Source organism: Rossellomorea sp. NPDC077527 (assembly GCF_044542955.1).
Lineage (GTDB): Bacteria > Bacillota > Bacilli > Bacillales > Bacillaceae_B > Rossellomorea > Rossellomorea aquimaris_E.
The window spans coordinates 210996-228692 of sequence record NZ_JBITVL010000005.1 but is presented as its reverse complement, the minus strand read 5'-3'; the positions used below and the strand labels follow the sequence as shown (position 1 = coordinate 228692).

Here is a 17697-nt window from a genome sequence, read left to right as displayed (position 1 = left end):
ACTGACACATGTTAAATGGCGAAGTTCGTCTTGACGATTATCTTCGCCATTCCTATGTACTAGAGAATAGATTCTTTGCAAGAACGGTTCATTTATAAAAAAATACGATCCAATCGATTCTTGAAGGGAGTGAATCGAGTATGTTAACTAACGCATTCGTTATCGGTGAGGCAGGTCACAGCGTCCTTAATACAGGGGACATCGTGTTCCAGTTGATCATGTTCCTTGTCCTTATGGCGCTACTTAAGAAGTTTGCCTGGGGTCCATTAATGGGAATCATGCAGCAACGTGAAGACCACATTGCCGGTGAAATCACAGCAGCCGAAAAAAGCCGCACTGAGGCTAACAATATTTTAGAAGAGCAGAAGAAACTTCTGAAAGAAGCTCGCCTTGAAGCGCAAACGATGATTGAAAACTCTAAGAAACAAGGTTCTGACCAACGTGAAGAGATCATCGCAACTGCTCGTCAAGAGGCAGAAAGATTGAAAGAATCTGCAAAACGCGAAATCGAAACACAAAAAGAACAAGCTGTTGCTGCACTTCAGAAACAGGTTGCATCTTTATCAGTACTTATTGCTTCTAAGGTCATTGAGAAGGAACTTTCTGCTGATGATCAACAGAAGTTGATTAACGATTATATTCAAGAGGTAGGGGAAGAGCGATGAGCTACTCTTCAGTTGCAAAGCGCTATGCGTTAGCTCTTTTCGAGATTGCCCAGGAACATAATCAGCTTGAAGGGATCGAAGAAGAGCTGCGTACAGTGAGAGCGGTTTTCCTTGAGAACACCGAATTAACGGTACTCTTTGAAAATCCTAAGCTTACGTTAGATAAGAAGAAGTCATTGATTCAGGAAGCATTTTCAACAGCTTCCCCGTATGTCTTGAACACATTGATGCTGATGACGGACCGTCACCGTACGGGCGAGATCACAGGTGTCGTCGAGGCATTCATTGAATTGACAAACGAAGCACGCGGAATTGCAGATGCCACAGTGTACTCTGTACGTCCGTTAACGGAAGATGAGCAAACAGCATTATCATCTTCTTTTGCAAAAAAAGTCGGAAAACAATCATTAAGAATTACCAATGTGACAGACGAAAATTTACTTGGCGGCATCAAGGTCCAAATCGGAACCCGCATCTATGATGGAAGCCTTCAAGGTAAATTGACTCGTCTTGAGCGTGAACTAATTCGTTAACTTTCGTATAAATGAGGGGTGAAATTCATGAGCATCAAGGCGGAAGAAATCAGCGCGCTGATAAAAAAGCAAATTGAAAACTATCAGTCTGAGATGAAAGTAAGCGATGTAGGTACAGTTATCCAAATCGGTGACGGTATCACTCGTGCTCATGGCCTCGACAATGTCATGGCTGGAGAGCTTGTTGAATTTTCTAACGGTGTCATGGGTATGGCGCAAAACTTAGAAGAAAACAACGTAGGTATCATCATTCTCGGACCATATACTGACATTCGTGAAGGCGATGAGGTTCGTCGTACTGGACGTATCATGGAAGTACCAGTAGGACAAGAACTAGTTGGTCGTGTAGTAAACTCACTTGGACAACCAGTTGATGGATTAGGTCCAATTGCAACAACAAAAACACGTCCGATTGAAAGTGGAGCTCCTGGTGTTATGGATCGTAAATCTGTACACGAGCCACTTCAAACGGGTATCAAAGCGATCGATGCGTTAGTTCCAATCGGTCGTGGACAGCGTGAATTAATCATCGGTGACCGTCAAACAGGTAAAACATCTGTTGCGATCGATGCGATCCTAAACCAAAAAGACCAAGACATGGTGTGTATCTATGTTGCCATCGGTCAAAAAGAATCAACAGTACGTAACGCGGTTGAAACCCTGCGTAAGCACGGTGCATTAGATTACACAATCGTTGTAACAGCATCAGCTGCTTCACCAGCTCCAATGCTATTCTTAGCTCCTTACGCTGGTATCACAATGGGTGAAGAATTCATGCATAATGGCAAGCACGTTCTTGTTGTGTATGATGATCTTTCTAAGCAGGCGTCTGCTTACCGTGAGCTTTCCCTATTATTACGTCGTCCTCCAGGCCGTGAAGCATTCCCTGGTGACGTATTCTACTTGCATTCTCGTCTACTCGAGCGTGCGGCGAAATTAAGTGATGCTAAAGGTGGCGGTTCCATCACAGCATTACCATTCGTTGAAACACAAGCAGGAGATATCTCCGCTTATATCCCAACAAACGTTATCTCCATCACGGACGGACAGATTTTCTTACAATCTGACCTATTCTTCTCCGGTGTACGTCCGGCGATCAATGCGGGTCTTTCCGTATCACGTGTTGGTGGATCTGCACAAATCAAAGCGATGAAGAAGGTATCCGGTACGCTACGTCTTGACTTAGCTGCATACCGTGAGCTTGAAGCATTCGCTCAGTTCGGATCAGATCTTGATAAAGCGACTCAAGCGAAACTGAATCGTGGAGCGCGTACAGTAGAAGTACTGAAGCAGGATCTTAACAAACCACTTAAAGTTGAAAAACAAGTAATGATCTTCTATGCACTGACAAAAGGTCATTTAGATGATATTCCAGTAGTAGATATCCGTCGTTTCGAGTCTGAACTTCTTAGCTGGTTAGATCACAACCATACTGAACTGTTAGACCATATCCGCACGACTAAAGGTCTTCCTGAAGACGATGCAATGAAAGCCGCAATCAACGAATTCAAGAAGACGTTCATCAAGTCTGAATAATGGATGATAGGGAGGAAGGGCCAAGCCCGCTCCCTATGTCTGACAATATGTAAAGGGTGGTGAGAACCAGTGGCATCGTTACGCGATATACAAACTCGTATTACTTCTACCAAAAAGACAAGTCAAATCACCAAAGCAATGGAAATGGTATCGGCTTCTAAATTGAATCGTGCTGAGACGAATGCTAAGTCATTCGTTCCTTACATGAACAAGATCCAGGAAGTGGTGACATCCGTTGCAGCGGGCAGTCAAGGTGTGAGGAATCCGATGCTAGTCTCCCGCCCCGTTAAAAGAACCGGGTACCTGGTCATTACATCAGACCGCGGTTTGGCGGGGGCATATAACAGTAGCGTTATCCGCGCTGTTAGCAATCGAATTAAAGAGCGTCACAGCTCGAATGATGAATTCGCCATTATTGCTCTGGGCCGTGTCGGTGCTGATTTCTTCCGTAAAAAAGGCTACAATGTCATGGAATCCGTCGTTGGTCTTCCGGATCAACCGAATTTTGCTGACATTAAAGACATCGCAAACAAAGCGGTTGGTATGTTCTCAGCTGAGGCATACGATGAACTGTACATGTTCTACAACCACTATGTAAGTGCGATCCAACAGGATGTTACGGAGAAAAAAGTATTACCGTTAACGGATCTTACTCCTTCAGGAAAGCTTGCTTCATATGAATTCGAGCCTTCTGCAGAGGAGATCCTTGAGGTATTGCTTCCTCAATACGCTGAAAGCTTGATTTACGGTGCGCTACTTGACGGTAAAGCAAGTGAGCACGCCGCTCGTATGACAGCGATGAGAAACGCAACCGATAATGCGAAAGAAATCATCAGTGACCTTACACTGAAATTTAACCGTGCGCGTCAAGCAGCGATCACTCAGGAAATTACTGAGATCGTCGGCGGGGCAGCTGCACTCGAATAGAACATTAACGGTATTTAGACCGTTTAGACTTCATAAAGTTTTTGTCAAAAGCTAGTTAGGAGGGAAAGAGATGAACAAAGGACACGTTCTTCAAGTAATGGGTCCAGTTGTTGATGTCAAGTTCGCCAGCGGCCAACTTCCTGATATCTACAACTCTTTAAAGGTCCAAATTGCAGATAGAGCTGAACTTACATTAGAGGTTGCCCTTCACCTAGGTGATGATTCTGTACGTACGATCGCAATGGCTTCTACAGATGGTTTACAACGTGGAGCCGATGTACTTGATACAGGCGCGCCAATCTCTGTACCAGTAGGGGATGTTACATTAGGTCGTGTATTCAACGTTCTAGGTGAATCAATCGATTTAGATGAGCCTGTTGATGCAGGAGCTCGTCGCGATCCAATTCACAGACAGGCACCTACATTCGATCAGCTTTCTACAGAAGTTGAGATTCTTGAAACAGGTATCAAAGTAGTAGACTTACTTGCTCCATACATCAAGGGTGGTAAGATCGGTCTATTCGGTGGTGCCGGTGTTGGTAAAACCGTATTAATCCAGGAGCTTATCAACAACATCGCTCAAGAGCACGGCGGTATCTCTGTATTCGCCGGTGTAGGAGAGCGTACTCGTGAAGGAAATGACCTTTTCCACGAGATGAGCGACTCTGGCGTTATCAAGAAAACAGCGATGGTATTCGGACAAATGAACGAGCCGCCAGGAGCACGTATGCGTGTTGCCCTGACAGGTCTTACAATGGCTGAATACTTCCGTGATGAGCAAGGTCAAGACGTACTTCTGTTCATCGATAACATCTTCCGTTTCACGCAAGCAGGTTCTGAGGTATCTGCCCTACTAGGCCGTATGCCATCTGCCGTTGGTTACCAGCCGACACTTGCGACAGAAATGGGTCAACTGCAAGAGCGTATCACGTCAACAAACGTAGGTTCTGTAACATCGATCCAAGCGATCTATGTACCTGCCGATGACTACACGGATCCGGCTCCTGCAACGACTTTCGCTCACTTGGATGCAACAACGAACCTTGAGCGTAAGCTATCTGAAATGGGTATCTATCCTGCGGTAGATCCATTAGCATCGACTTCCCGTGCTCTTTCTCCAGAGATCGTTGGAGAAGAACACTACAATGTTGCACGTAACGTTCAACAAACGTTACAGCGCTATAAAGAACTTCAAGATATCATCGCGATCCTTGGTATGGATGAGCTTTCTGATGATGATAAGCTGACAGTACACCGCGCACGTCGTGTACAATTCTTCTTATCTCAAAACTTCCACGTTGCAGAACAGTTCACTGGCCAACCGGGTTCATACGTACAAGTAAAAGACACGGTTAAAGGTTTCGTTGATATTCTTGCAGGTAAATACGACCACATTCCAGAAGATGCATTCCGTCTAGTAGGTCCGATCGAGGACGTATTGGCTGCAGCTAAAGAAATGGGCGTAGAGGTATAATTAGGGACCAGGAGGGAAGAAAATGAAGACATTAAAAGTCAATATTGTCACTCCCGATGGCCCAGTGTACGATTCAGAAGTGGAAATGGTGAGCACGAAAGCTCAAAGCGGTGAGCTTGGAATCTTACCTGGACACATTCCGATGGTTGCTCCACTACAAATCGGTGCGGTTCGCCTGAAAAAAGGTGGCAACACTGAGCTTGTAGCTGTCAGTGGCGGATTCTTAGAAGTACGTCCTGAACAAGTGACAATTCTAGCACAGTCTGCTGAAACAGCAGAAGCTATCGATGTACAACGCGCGAAAGAAGCAAAAGGCCGTGCAGAAGACCGCATGCAGGCACAACAGGATGATGTAGACTTCCGTCGTGCCGAGCTCGCTCTTAAGCGTGCCATGAACAGAATTAACGTTTCCGAACGTAACTTCTAATAAAGAAGAAACCACCTTTCCTTTTGAAAGGTGGTTTTTTTTATGGCAAGTGAACGGTCTGGATATGCTGCATATTCAGGTAGATAGAATCTCCATTTGCCATAATCAATTCCACGATATTATCTTCAATTCTTTCTATTTTACCTATCAATTCTTCGTCCACTCCCAGATTTAGAACGACAAGAGAACCAATCAGCTTTTCAACCTGAATCTCAAAGCTTCTGGCCAAGGTGATGGAGTTTGTTGGATTGACGGGGAGATTTTCTTTACTCAGACGATATGGTGAAAGGTTTGTTGAATAGGGGATCAGCCATTTTAAATGTTGTAAAGAAACGTACATAGTCTTATATATAGGAGAGTAGAAGGCAAAGTAATTGTTCATGATTCCAGTGATATAGCCATGAATCGGTTGATTGCCCATTGTGTAGATTTCAAGAAAGGCACCTTTGGCCGTGGTCAGAATTTTTCGCAGTGACATTTGTTCTTCCTGCTCAAATTGAGGACTCACTGTCGGCTCATCTATCCCGATTGTTTCCTTTGAAACAATCGATAAGTTTTTTATGTGAGACGCAGAAATATAGATGAAGTCTTCACCGTTATACACGATAATGACATCGTTTCCTACATCAATCAAGTATCCTTTTACAATTTTCTTTCCGGTAAGTTCTATGATGATTGCTTCTCCGATAAAGATAGAATAAACATTTTTCATTCGTTTCTTACTCCTTTCTGGTTTCTAAAACCCATTAATCTTTTAGTGCAAAAGTATAAAACACTTATACGACCAATGGGAACCATTTTTTGAATGTCCATTAGGAAATATTGATACCTTGGGACCATCTACGGTAATGGTGGTAACAATGCACTTGAAAGAACGTAAGGGATATTCCAGTGGTTTGTCCATTTGTAAAAAATAATAGAGGATATGAGTTGTTCATTATTTACATTGTTAATCTTTTAAGAGAAATCTCAGCAGCTTTTAAAAGCGATTATAACCATCATGTTGGGTGCTGAGATTTCTCACAAGCCTGTACATACAGATTGAGTGTATTCCCTTTGATTCTATCGTTTTTTCCAGATGTTTTATTACTTTGAGTAACCGGACTCTGCGCCTTCCATTTCGTCAAGATATAACGCAGATCGATGTCTTTTTTTGGATTTCTTTGAAGACGATTTTTCTTGATTACTTTCTTGATTTGATGATTGTTCGTTAGACGATTCCTGGCTTTCGGAAGAATCTTCGTCTTTTGCATTTGTATTGTGGCTGATGCTTTTCACATGGAACCTAGCCAGGCGTACAACTTCATCCTGTAGCACCAATGTTACGTAGTCATCATTCACATTGTCCAGGAATCCTTCAAGCTTTTCAGGACCACCACGGTTAATGATCACCTGTTGATTTCTCAAGCTAGTAAATAAAGCCCCAAGAGTATCTTCTTTCATAAATTCCATACTTTCTTCGGAAGCCTCTTCTACATTTGATTGTAAGTCTTGTGTAATGCTTTTTACATGAGAGGCGTTAAAGTAAACCACACCCTCTTTTTCTGTGAGAAGTGCAAAATGATCGTCCCCTCCATACAAAACTTTACCAGTGCGTGATTCAGGACCGCCACGATTCACTTTCACCATCTTACCGACTAATGAAGCCAATAACTCTGTATTCATATACTTTTTCCCTCCAGTTAATATATACCATTTTCACTTTATGTATATGTGTCATGCCGTGACGTCGTACTATTACAGATGCCCTTTTTGTTGGACTAGTTACCTATCTAAAGAGAAATAGGCAGAAGATTCAAGGGCGTCTGTACCCATGTGCTAAATCAATAAAAAAATATTCTCCTTTATCACGTAAAAAGGGCGCTAATTCGGGAGGACAACCCAACCACGATCAGACTCTGATACGTACACTAAAGTAAAGTACGAAGGAGGATGAAAAAATGAGTCTAAAAAAAGGTAAAGGCAGGAAAAAATGCAAAAGGTATGGGGAATACCAATGGATGATGGAAGATCAAATGGATAAACATGGTCCAAAAGGTGACAAACACCGCCACCTGCATTATAAATGTAAGAAAAAAAACCGTAACTACAATGGATATTACTACGAATACCTGGAGCATTGCCACAAAGGCAGAGGCAAAAGAAGAAAATAATCCCCGACCCTAATCCCCAAAAATACTCAGAACATCTCCCCACAAACAAAGCCACCCTGTACATTCCTTAGTACAGGGTGGCTTTCTTAGGGACGGACCTCTACATAACAATGTAGATCCATTGCAAATAGTGGTCTTCATCATGATTATCATGTGATTTTTAGGGACGGGCCTCTAATAAGCGGATTGCTCATCTCATTACGTAATGGGTGATACCAATTCATTTTAGGTAATAAAGGGAAAGCTCCTAATAAAAGAATTAAGCATTTGAATTTTTAAGGAATAAGAAACTTGATTTCCTTCCAAAAAACCAAGGAATCTCACATCAAAACCAACCTTAAATTTTTGTTAAATGGATGTGTTATTACTGAATTATGTGGTAAAATGGTCTATGTGCGTCAAAATAGATGACAGGAGTGAGAAGAGTGGTGGAAAGCTTTGGTCAACAGGCCCTTATCAGCATGATTGTGCATCTATTCGTATTCGGGATCACGTTTTGGTCGCTGCAAGCCATTCAGCTGGACAAGCTCCTGAAGAAGAATCGAGTTGCACAGGGGAGACTATTGTATATCCTACTAACGGTCGCGATCGGCTCAGCCGTCAGCGGGTTTTTACTGGATTATTACGTGTGGTCTCAGAGTTTACCCGTTTTCTTTGAATAAATAGAGTTTCTGACAAAAAATAGGTCTTCCTGCATGTTTTCAAGGGGGACTGATTTGAGTAAGATTAATTTTGTGTTCGTCCCTTTGTGAAAAAGTTTCAAAGTGAAACCCTTTTCATAAGCCGGCATGAAAGCCTCAATAATTGTAAAAAGATGACGACAATTTTCAAGTATGTTCTTCCCCTATTCGGACAGACTTTTAGGTAAGGGGAGGAATGAAAAATGGTTCGGTATCTTTACATTATTTTAATCTTTTTTGTTGGATTAGGTTTTCTTCATGTCATTAATGGGAACAACACTATCGAAGCCAAACATTTATTAGACATTGAAAAGCTTGATCAAGCCATTGTTCATTCTCAAGGTCAGATAACTGAATGGTCTCTATATGCAAGAGAAAACAAAAAAAGCTTCACGAATAAAGGGTTTGCCAAATACAGTACTACTATGCAAGAAACATTTTCTGATTTTGACTGGGTGACGAAAAAGTCAGCGGAAGAAGTAATGGTTGTGGGGCATCGTCAGACGTCTCACGGGGAAGAAACCATTAAATTCCAGAGGACCCTCACAAACGATCATTCGGTTTCGTATATTATGTATGAAATGCGTGGAAATCAGAAAGTGTTGGGAGAAAAGACGAAACATTATATCAAGTCCGAATTTATCCCAAATATGGAAATCATTTTTACTACTAAACCTTTGATTTTCTCTTGTATAAAAGGCGAATTCAATGATAAGCTTGAGAAAGTTTTGTCGAATCAGGCTGTCGAATTAATGTCTAAATTAGACGCAAAAGAACTGGAATCACTTAAAGAAGAAGACTTTTATTCCATTTCAGCTTACTCGGAACAAATGTCACGGACTATACCAACAAAAAATGATGATATGAATATACAACTAGGTCTACGGAAAAGCGGAATGGGCGCTAAGACAACCTTTGTGATTGGCACACCCATCCTAATTATTGAATATTAATATAGAGAAATTGGACGCGGAGGGGAATACTCTTGGAAAAAATTATCGTCCGCGGCGGTCAGCGTTTAAGCGGTACAGTGCAAGTTGAAGGAGCAAAGAATGCCGTTTTACCAGTCATCGCTGCTACATTATTAGCAAGTGAAGGAAAAAGTAAAATTACAAATGTACCACCACTCTCCGATGTATATACGATCAATGAAGTATTACGTCATTTAAATACAGATGTAGAGTTTAACAATGGTGAAGTCATCGTGAATGCATCAAGAGAGTTGTTTATTGAAGCACCGTTTGAATATGTACGCAAAATGCGTGCATCTGTTCTTGTAATGGGTTCACTCTTAGGCCGTACAGGTAAAGCGCGTGTCGCTCTTCCTGGTGGCTGTGCAATTGGATCAAGACCGATTGACCAACACTTAAAAGGCTTCGAAGCAATGGGAGCCAAAGTGAAGGTAGGAAATGGTTTCATCGAAGCTGAAGTAGATGGAAGACTGAAGGGTGCCAAGGTGTATCTGGACTTCCCAAGCGTTGGGGCTACAGAAAACATCATGATGGCAGCGGTTCTTGCAGAAGGAACAACCATCCTTGAAAACGTAGCAAAAGAGCCTGAAATCGTCGACTTAGCGAACTTCCTGAACAAAATGGGAGGAAATGTAGTAGGTGCAGGAACCGGCACAATCCGTATCGAAGGTGTAGACCGTCTATACGGCGTCGAGCACAGCATCATCCCTGACCGTATCGAAGCAGGTACCTTCATGGTTGCAGCTGCGATCACTCAAGGAGATGTCCTTGTAAAAGGAGCGATCCCAGAACACTTATCTTCATTAGTAGCGAAGATGGAAGAGATGGGCGTAACGATCATCGATGAAGAAGAAGGACTTCGTGTCATTGGACCGGAGAAACTGAAATCAGTCGATATCAAAACAATGCCTCATCCAGGCTTCCCGACAGATATGCAATCCCAAATGATGGCCTTGCTTCTTGCAGCTGACGGTACCAGCGTCATCACGGAAACGGTTTTCGAAAATCGTTTCATGCATGCAGAAGAATTCCGACGTATGGGAGCAGACATCAAGATTGAAGGCCGCTCTGTGATCATGAACGGACCAACACCTCTTCAAGGGGCGGAAGTGGCTGCAACGGATCTACGTGCAGCAGCAGCACTTTCCATCGCTGGTCTCGTAGCAGACGGATACACTCGCGTAACAGAACTAAAGCATTTAGATCGTGGATATGTGAACTTCCATCAGAAGCTTGCCGGACTTGGTGCCGATATCGAGCGCGTGAAGGAAGTCGAAGAAACACCTGTTTCAGAAGACATGATTAAGGATGCGTAAATAGATGGATGAAAGGTGAGCTCTTTTAGGAGAGCTTGCCTTTTTTTGTTGGGGTTTTGGTTGCTTGGTGAAAAATATAAATTGGCTGGATTCATGATGATTTTGGCCGGGTTTTGATCTGAATTGGCCGGATATTATATGAAAACGGTAAGGTATTGCCGAGGAACGGCTCAATTTTCGAAGAAAACGGCTGGATTCGGAATGATAGACACTTGGATCAAAGTGAACTTAGGGCTCATCCAGGATATATTTTCAAAAACCTCACACTTCTTTTCAAAAAACCAATTTTATTTTCAAAACCAAGACATTTATTTTCAATTTCAGGATTTTATTATCAAATCCACTTCCCAACACCCTGCACTCCGTCAAAATTCTCTCCCATTTCACAATCATAATTGCTTGTCCACTACCATACATATGAAAGAGAGTGGAGAAGTGTTCTAGGACATTCTCCTATTTAATCATTTATTGGAGGCCGCGAACATGAAGCAGTTAAAACCCGTAGTGATCATCTTCTCAATCTTTATCAGCATCATCTTTATTGTCCCCACTTTGCTGGTGCTCCCATTTTCATCAGACAAGGAAACGGCCAACCTGGACGAAAATCTGAAGAACCCGCCTTCCGTTGAGGAATTGGCGGACTCGGTGGAGGTGGCGGTCTATCGTTCCAGTCAAGATCTCATCGAAAAGCTTCCCCTAGAGCAGTATGTAGTCGGGGTGGTGGCGGGTGAAATGCCGGCCGATTTTGAAAAGGAAGCGTTGAAGGCACAGGCTCTTGCCGCAAGGACCTATATTGTGAATCAGCTGCTTTCGGATGATTCTTCTGTGCCGAAGGGGGCCGATGTGACGGATACCGTGTCCCATCAGGTGTATAAAAATCAAAAAGAACTTGCCTCTCTATGGGGCTCTGACTACGATTGGAAGATGAAGAAGATCTCAGAAGCGGTTCTTGAGACGAAAGGAAAAGTGCTGACATACGATAACAAGCCGATTACCGCAGCCTTTTTCTCAACAAGCAACGGCTACACGGAAAATTCTGAAGCGTACTGGGCAGATGATATTCCATATTTGCGAAGTGTGGAGAGCCCATGGGACAAATCTTCACCGAAATTCCAAGATCAAAAGATCATTCCCGCCAATGAATTCCAACAAAAACTGGGCGTCACTTTGCCAAAGGATGGATCGGTCGGGACAATCACATCAAGAACCGAAGGCAAAAGGGTGGCTAGTGTCGAAATTAACGGAAAAGAATTCACCGGACGCGAAATTAGGGATAAATTAGGCCTAAGGTCATCAGACTTCACCTGGTATATGAAGGACGATCACATCGTCATTGCAACGAAGGGATACGGTCATGGGGTAGGGATGAGCCAATACGGAGCAAACGGTATGGCGAAGGAAGGCAAGAACTATGAGGAAATCGTGACTCATTACTATAAAGATGTCAAAATCACAGAATCAAGTAAACTCCTTCAGAAGGTAACGGCACAAAGGTAAGAGAAAAAGGATTGGGTTCGGTCACCGTGACCGGACTCAATCCTTTTTTAAATAGGCTTCAAATCTCTTCATCTTCTTTGTCAGCGAGTGATCCGGATTTCGGAAATAGGTACGGTTCACAATCCAAAACAATACGGTGACGCCGATCAGATCTTTGGCAGCATCAATCATCGTGGAAGAACGATACGGAACGAAGGACTGATGGATCTCATCGATGAACCCATAAAAGATGGCGATCAGTGCCACAGCGAAATTCAATGTGAATTGAAGGTTTCCATGTGCCAACAGAGCGATCACGAACAATCCATATAAAATCCCGAACTCTACAAGATGAAGGGATTCCTTAATGAACCGGTCCAGCCCTTCATTAGGAAGCCGTAACACGGCATCATCAGGATTACCCGACATAATCCAGATCAGGACCATATATAGAAAAGGTGCAGCAGTCAGTACATAGGTAAGGAACTTTTTCATATCGGGGCCGTCCTTTCTGTTTTTATTATTGTACCATGCTGGGAGATGACTGGAATGTCTTCGATGGATATTTCCGAGGTTCGTCACATGTTGATTAATTTCGAGCATTTTGTATTTTAGTTAAATTAGAAGCTTATCCTTATAAGTTGATTGAAGCGGAAGGTGCTCGACTCCTGTGGGAAACGCTGGACAGGACGAAAAGCGGAGGCGGCTCGTTCAGACCCGACAAGCATAAGATGAATGGGCCTAAGAAGGCGTTCTTTTGCCTTCGTGTACCATTTAGCTTATGACCTCGAGGGGCTAGCCGCCGTAGCTGGATCTTGAGACCCCACAGGGCGAAGCCCGAGGAGGCTCACCGCCAGCCCCGCGGAAAGCGAGCACCTGAAGCGAAAATCAACCAGCACTCGCTTTTTTAATAATAAATTTCAATAAATTCCACAATCCATACATATTCCTCTCCACTTTGTCGAAACCTAAGAAATTAAAATTTTTTTTCGAATGTGTATATATTTTCAGAATTCTGTTCAGAATGATTGCTGAGGTGATGAAAATGAGAGAGGAAGAAAAGAAACAACCTTCTCAAAACTTTTTGAAAAGACGTTGGGCATACCCAGCAATCTATTTAGCAAGTGCAGCAATTATTATCACGGGGATTCTGTGGTACCAGGCAGGAAATGATGTAAACGAGAAAGCCAAGGATTACAGCTATGATGGAGTTCCTACTGACAATGAGTTCAACCAGCCTGCAGAAGAAGTCAATCGTTTATTGGAAAACTTCGTAATGCCTGTTTCAAGTCCTGAGGATACAGTGATCGAAAAACAATTCTACGACACTGAAGCTTCAGCGGAAGAACAGGAAGCAGCCCTAGTCGTTTATGGAAACATGTACTACCCGAACCAAGGAATCGACATCTCGAAAGATGGCAAAGAATTCGATGTTCTGGCTGCTATGAGCGGTACAGTCACAAAGGTTCAGGAAGATTCCCTACTTGGTAACACGATTGAAATCGAGCACAGCAAAGGAATCGTGACTCGCTATCAATCAGTCAAAGATTTTGAAGTCGCGGTTGGAGATGTCGTCGATCAAGGACAAGCAATTGCCAAAGCAGGAAAGAGCTTATTCAATGAAGAAGCTGGCGTTCACGTACACTTTGAAATCCGTAAAGCGGATGTAGCCGTGAATCCACTGGAATACTTCAATAAGTCCCTTGCTACCCTTCAAGAAGCACAGCTAGAAGACAAGAAAGTTTCAGGTGAACAGCCGGATGCTGAAGCTGCAGAAGAAAATGCTGTAGAAGACCAAGCTAGCGAAAACAAAGCTACTGAGGACAAAGCTACAGAAGAAAAAGGCGAAGCTGAAGAAAAACAGCCAAAGCAGGATCAAACCGAGCAAAAGCCGAAACAAGAAAGCCAAGACAACGCTAAAGACGAAGAATAATCAAATAAATGAGGGCTGACCGGAATAACGGTCAGCCTTTTTGTTGTTCAAAAAAATTTCCTTGGAAATTCGACAGGATGGAAAGTTTTTTGAGAAAGCGTTTTCAACATCGTTCCAATTATCGTTGCGGTCGTCCTCTCGCATATCCCTATTTTAGTAAAATGATTGATCAAAGTGTGTCGTAGACTTGTCGTTTTTTCTTTATTGACCAAGCCATTGCCAGTAAAGATAATGAGTGCATATTAAAAATTCAGAAAATTAAGCCGTTTATACAATCAGGAGGTGAAACGTTGATTTATTTCATGTTCTTTTTATTTATCACAGGAGGATGTATTATTCTTGCCCTAAGGAAAAAGCGAGCAGTCTTCCTCACCATTCCTTTTCTGTCTTTATTCCTTTATTTCATTGTGCAGATCGCCATTGTACCGGTACCTTTCTTTGAAACCGTGAAATTCATTTTCAGTTTAAAATAATGAGTTCGAAAAGGGGTTACATACATGAAGAAGATTGATAGAGCGAAAGCCGATCAGTATTTTAAAGAAAAAAATCGATACATGGCATTGTACTTAGTCATCTGGCTACTTTCCTCCTTTGGGGTGGTGCTGTTTGCCGAAAGTTTGTCCACCTTCACCATAAACGGGTTTCCGTTCCACTATTTCATGGGTGCTCAAGGATCGATCCTGATTTTCATCATTCTGCTTTATGTCAATGCCAAGGTGAGTGACCGCATTGATCAAAAATACGGACTCGATGAAAAGAAAAATGAACAGATCAGCTACGGAAAAACGCTGGATCATTAAATAGAAAGAAAGCAGATAGGGGGAAGAGATATATGGATACTCAGTTTATCGTATCGACGTCTATTATCCTGTTGACGTTTGCGTTATATATCGGAATTGCGGTGTATAACAAAGCGAAAGCGACATCGGACTTTTATGTAGCGGGTCGCGGGGTTCCGCCGGTCTTCAATGGGATGGCCATTGGGGCAGACTGGATGAGTGCGGCTTCATTCATTGGACTGGCTGGTACCGTCATGATCCTCGGCTATGACGGTCTGGCTTACATCATGGGCTGGACGGGAGGATATTTATTGTTGACCTTCCTGCTTGCACCGCAGCTCAGGAAGTACGGGAGGTACACGGTGCCGGAATTCATCGGGGACCGGTATAACAGTCATACCGCCCGGGTGATTGCTGCCATCTGTACCATCATCATCAGCTTCACGTACTCAATCGGTCAGCTGTCGGGCTCGGGTGTGGTCATCGGTCGTCTCTTCGAAATCGATGCCAAAGTGGGGACGATGATCGGCGTTGTCCTCATTGCCTTTTACGCTGCTTTCGGTGGGATGAAGGGAATCACGTGGACCCAGGTGGCTCAGTATATCGTATTGATCATTGCGTACCTGATCCCCGTCATTTTCATGTCCCTGCAAATCACAGGGAATCCTGCACCTTGGATCTCCTATGGCGAGTTGGTCGGAAAAATCGGGGAACTCGACCGTGAGCTGGGAGTGTCCGAATACTTCGCTCCATTTACAAACGGGACCAAGTGGCAGTTCCTTGCTCTCATGTTTACTCTGATGGCCGGTACAGCGGGGCTTCCACATGTCATCGTCCGGTTCTATACGGTTTCGACGATGAAGGCGGCTCGCTGGTCAGGGGCGTGGGCGCTCCTCTTCATCGGTCTTCTCTATCTATCAGCACCTGCCTATGCAGCGTTTTCCCGTTTTATTTTAATGACCAAAGTAGCTGGAAGTAAAATCAGCGACCTGCCGTCCTGGACGACGTCATGGGTGGATACGGGGAAACTGCAGGTAGCGGATGCGAATGGGGACGGCATCCTTCAATGGAAGGAAATCATCATTTCTAATGATATTGTTGTCATGGCGACTCCTGAAATCGCGAACCTCGGTGTGTTCGTTATCGGGCTTGTGGCAGCAGGAGCCATGGCAGCGGCGCTATCGACGGCCGGTGGATTGATGATCGCGATTTCGTCTTCCTTTGCCCATGATATTTACTACCGCGTATTCAAGCCTGGTGCGACCGAACGGAACCGGTTGGCGGTAGCACGCTTATCGATTGTGGTGGCTACGGTATTGGCAGGATTAGTGGCATTGAATCCTCCAGGGGTCATCACACAAATCGTCGCCTGGGCATTCGCTCTGGCGTCCGGAACATTCTTTCCCGCCCTTTTACTCGGCGTCTGGTGGAAGCGCTCCAATGCCCAAGGGGTGATCGCAGGGATGCTTGTAGGACTAGCGGTGACCCTCACCTATATCTTCTTGGCACGATCCGGTGTGACGTTATTTGGAATCATTGATACAGGGGCGGGCGTGTTTGGAGCGACATCAGCAGCGATAGCCAATATCGTCGTGTCCCTTCTCACAAAAGCCCCTTCACAAAAAATTCAGGAGGAAGTCATGGATCTCCGCTATCCGGAACAAATGACCTTTAAAGATGGGGACGTTTGGGTGGATGAAGACGTGGAGTTCAAAGCCTGACCGACTAAGCCGTGCTGAAGCCCAGTACGGCTTTTTCTGATCATTCGAGATAAAGAAAAACATCATAGATCAGACATTTTCTTAAATTCATCGACTCATTTCTCAGGAAATAGTGGAGGTGTTGAACATGATGTCGAATCATCTTAGTTTGGTAAGAAAACCCTTCATACATCTGAAAATACATGTGAAGGTCCGTCCCTTAAACTGTTTTTCAGAAAATTCAATCGAATCCTTGTCCTTATTGTGTTTTTTGTGCATATATGTGGGCACAAGCTAATAAAATGATACAAACCTATCAAAATAGAGAGTGTTTGAGGTGAGGAATCGTCATTATACCATTGATCATTAGCTGAATATTTGTTTATACGTTGTAACATCAGGAAGCTGCCGTCCTAAATAAGGCTTTCTGCCGTTTGCCTATGTGCAAGGGGTCTGTACTATTCATTGATGCGAAAGCGGGTCTCATTTCACACTTCTCACATCCAATTTAGGGAGGTCGAGTGGTGTGCACGATTACATCAAAGAGAGAACAATCAAGATTGGTAAGTATATCGTGGAGACGAAAAAAACTGTTCGTGTAATTGCGAAGGAGTTTGGCGTGTCCAAAAGTACTGTCCATAAAGATCTAACGGAACGACTGCCAGAAATCAATCCGGAACTCGCAAATGAAGTCAAAACGATACTTGATTACCATAAATCGATCCGGCATCTACGAGGTGGAGAGGCAACCAAACAAAAGTACAAAAAAGAAGAGCTCCACAGCTAACCAAAATACGCCAAGCCCCAGAGTGATGGGTTATGCTTGGTGTGTTTTTGTGTTTGGGGGGGGTTGTTTTGTACCAGGTACAAAAAGAGGTGGATGTACCAGGTACATTCAGCGTTAAATGTACCAGTTACAAAACCCCTTAAATGTACCAGGTACATTCAGCGTTAAATGTACCAGGTACACACATAAATCCCCCATCTCCACGCAGGTTTTTACACTCCTGTAACATCCCCCACCAAAACTCCCACCCTTTTCCAAAATATTAACAATCTCAATACATTTTTTTGACAAATACCATCTCCCTTCGACATATTTATGGTAAAATAATTAATTAGGTGAA

Annotated in this window: 19 protein-coding genes; 16 read left to right on the top strand and 3 right to left on the bottom strand. The window is 43.5% G+C overall.

What is annotated here, in order from left to right:
* Positions 1–140: 140 nt before the first annotated feature.
* The 6 genes from atpF (at position 141) to ACIGG7_RS18000 (ending at position 5562) form a co-directional block, all read left to right on the top strand.
* Positions 141–665: a F0F1 ATP synthase subunit B gene (atpF, locus tag ACIGG7_RS18025; protein WP_397550543.1), complete on the top strand. Its 525-nt coding sequence runs from the start codon at positions 141–143 to the stop codon at positions 663–665.
* Entirely contained in the window at positions 662–1198 is a 537-nt protein-coding gene (locus ACIGG7_RS18020; RefSeq protein ID WP_224943949.1) for a F0F1 ATP synthase subunit delta, read from the top strand. Before atpF ends, ACIGG7_RS18020 begins: the two co-directional genes overlap by 4 nt.
* 27 nt (positions 1199–1225) lie before the next feature.
* Positions 1226–2734 (top strand): F0F1 ATP synthase subunit alpha, encoded by a 1509-nt coding sequence (atpA, locus tag ACIGG7_RS18015; protein WP_397550542.1) that lies wholly within the window; start codon positions 1226–1228, stop codon positions 2732–2734.
* Between the two features lie 69 nt (positions 2735–2803).
* The gene (locus tag ACIGG7_RS18010; RefSeq protein ID WP_098351509.1) at positions 2804–3661 is read left to right on the top strand and encodes a F0F1 ATP synthase subunit gamma; all 858 of its coding nucleotides are present in this window, start codon (positions 2804–2806) and stop codon (positions 3659–3661) included.
* A 70-nt stretch (positions 3662–3731) separates the two neighbouring features.
* The gene (atpD, locus tag ACIGG7_RS18005; RefSeq protein ID WP_098351510.1) at positions 3732–5135 is read left to right on the top strand and encodes a F0F1 ATP synthase subunit beta; all 1404 of its coding nucleotides are present in this window, start codon (positions 3732–3734) and stop codon (positions 5133–5135) included.
* Between the two features lie 22 nt (positions 5136–5157).
* Positions 5158–5562: a F0F1 ATP synthase subunit epsilon gene (locus ACIGG7_RS18000; RefSeq protein WP_034765168.1), complete on the top strand. Its 405-nt coding sequence runs from the start codon at positions 5158–5160 to the stop codon at positions 5560–5562.
* Positions 5563–5602: 40 nt separating this feature from the next.
* Here the strand turns inward: ACIGG7_RS18000 and ACIGG7_RS17995 are convergent, their stop codons facing one another.
* Together ACIGG7_RS17995 and ACIGG7_RS17990 are read right to left on the bottom strand one after the other, a co-directional pair.
* On the bottom strand, positions 5603–6274 hold the full coding sequence (locus ACIGG7_RS17995) for a DUF2642 domain-containing protein (protein ID WP_224943944.1): 672 nt from the start codon (positions 6272–6274) through the stop codon (positions 5603–5605).
* A 374-nt stretch (positions 6275–6648) separates the two neighbouring features.
* Positions 6649–7227, bottom strand: coding sequence for a hypothetical protein (locus ACIGG7_RS17990; protein ID WP_397550541.1), 579 nt, complete (start codon positions 7225–7227; stop codon positions 6649–6651).
* A 275-nt stretch (positions 7228–7502) separates the two neighbouring features.
* On the opposite strand from ACIGG7_RS17990, the gene ACIGG7_RS17985 reads away from it, so the two are divergent.
* From ACIGG7_RS17985 to spoIID, 5 genes are all read left to right on the top strand, one after another.
* Positions 7503–7715: a hypothetical protein gene (locus ACIGG7_RS17985; RefSeq protein WP_397550540.1), complete on the top strand. Its 213-nt coding sequence runs from the start codon at positions 7503–7505 to the stop codon at positions 7713–7715.
* A 461-nt stretch (positions 7716–8176) separates the two neighbouring features.
* On the top strand, positions 8177–8377 hold the full coding sequence (locus ACIGG7_RS17980) for a DUF1146 family protein (protein ID WP_263628254.1): 201 nt from the start codon (positions 8177–8179) through the stop codon (positions 8375–8377).
* A 221-nt stretch (positions 8378–8598) separates the two neighbouring features.
* Positions 8599–9348, top strand: a complete 750-nt coding sequence (locus ACIGG7_RS17975) for a YwmB family TATA-box binding protein (RefSeq protein WP_397550539.1) — start codon at positions 8599–8601, stop codon at positions 9346–9348.
* A gap of 32 nt (positions 9349–9380) precedes the next feature.
* Positions 9381–10682: a UDP-N-acetylglucosamine 1-carboxyvinyltransferase gene (gene murA / locus ACIGG7_RS17970; RefSeq protein ID WP_397550538.1), complete on the top strand. Its 1302-nt coding sequence runs from the start codon at positions 9381–9383 to the stop codon at positions 10680–10682.
* Between the two features lie 483 nt (positions 10683–11165).
* Positions 11166–12179: a stage II sporulation protein D gene (gene spoIID / locus ACIGG7_RS17965; RefSeq protein WP_397550537.1), complete on the top strand. Its 1014-nt coding sequence runs from the start codon at positions 11166–11168 to the stop codon at positions 12177–12179.
* A gap of 36 nt (positions 12180–12215) precedes the next feature.
* Here the strand turns inward: spoIID and ACIGG7_RS17960 are convergent, their stop codons facing one another.
* On the bottom strand, positions 12216–12653 hold the full coding sequence (locus tag ACIGG7_RS17960; protein ID WP_397550536.1) for a VanZ family protein: 438 nt from the start codon (positions 12651–12653) through the stop codon (positions 12216–12218).
* 550 nt (positions 12654–13203) lie between these two features.
* Here ACIGG7_RS17960 and spoIIQ point away from each other — a divergent pair.
* The 5 genes from spoIIQ (at position 13204) to spoIIID (ending at position 17357) form a co-directional block, all read left to right on the top strand.
* Complete coding sequence (spoIIQ, locus tag ACIGG7_RS17955) at positions 13204–14091, top strand: stage II sporulation protein SpoIIQ (protein WP_224943920.1); 888 nt, start codon at positions 13204–13206, stop codon at positions 14089–14091.
* A 290-nt stretch (positions 14092–14381) separates the two neighbouring features.
* Positions 14382–14564, top strand: coding sequence for a hypothetical protein (locus ACIGG7_RS17950; protein ID WP_263628262.1), 183 nt, complete (start codon positions 14382–14384; stop codon positions 14562–14564).
* A 24-nt stretch (positions 14565–14588) separates the two neighbouring features.
* Entirely contained in the window at positions 14589–14891 is a 303-nt protein-coding gene (locus ACIGG7_RS17945) for a DUF4212 domain-containing protein (RefSeq protein ID WP_397550535.1), read from the top strand.
* A gap of 32 nt (positions 14892–14923) precedes the next feature.
* Entirely contained in the window at positions 14924–16591 is a 1668-nt protein-coding gene (locus ACIGG7_RS17940) for a sodium:solute symporter family protein (RefSeq protein WP_397550534.1), read from the top strand.
* Positions 16592–17096: 505 nt separating this feature from the next.
* A complete protein-coding gene (gene spoIIID / locus ACIGG7_RS17935) occupies positions 17097–17357 on the top strand; it encodes a sporulation transcriptional regulator SpoIIID (RefSeq protein ID WP_032086905.1) in 261 nt (86 codons plus the stop codon).
* The last annotated feature ends 340 nt before the right edge of the window (positions 17358–17697 follow it).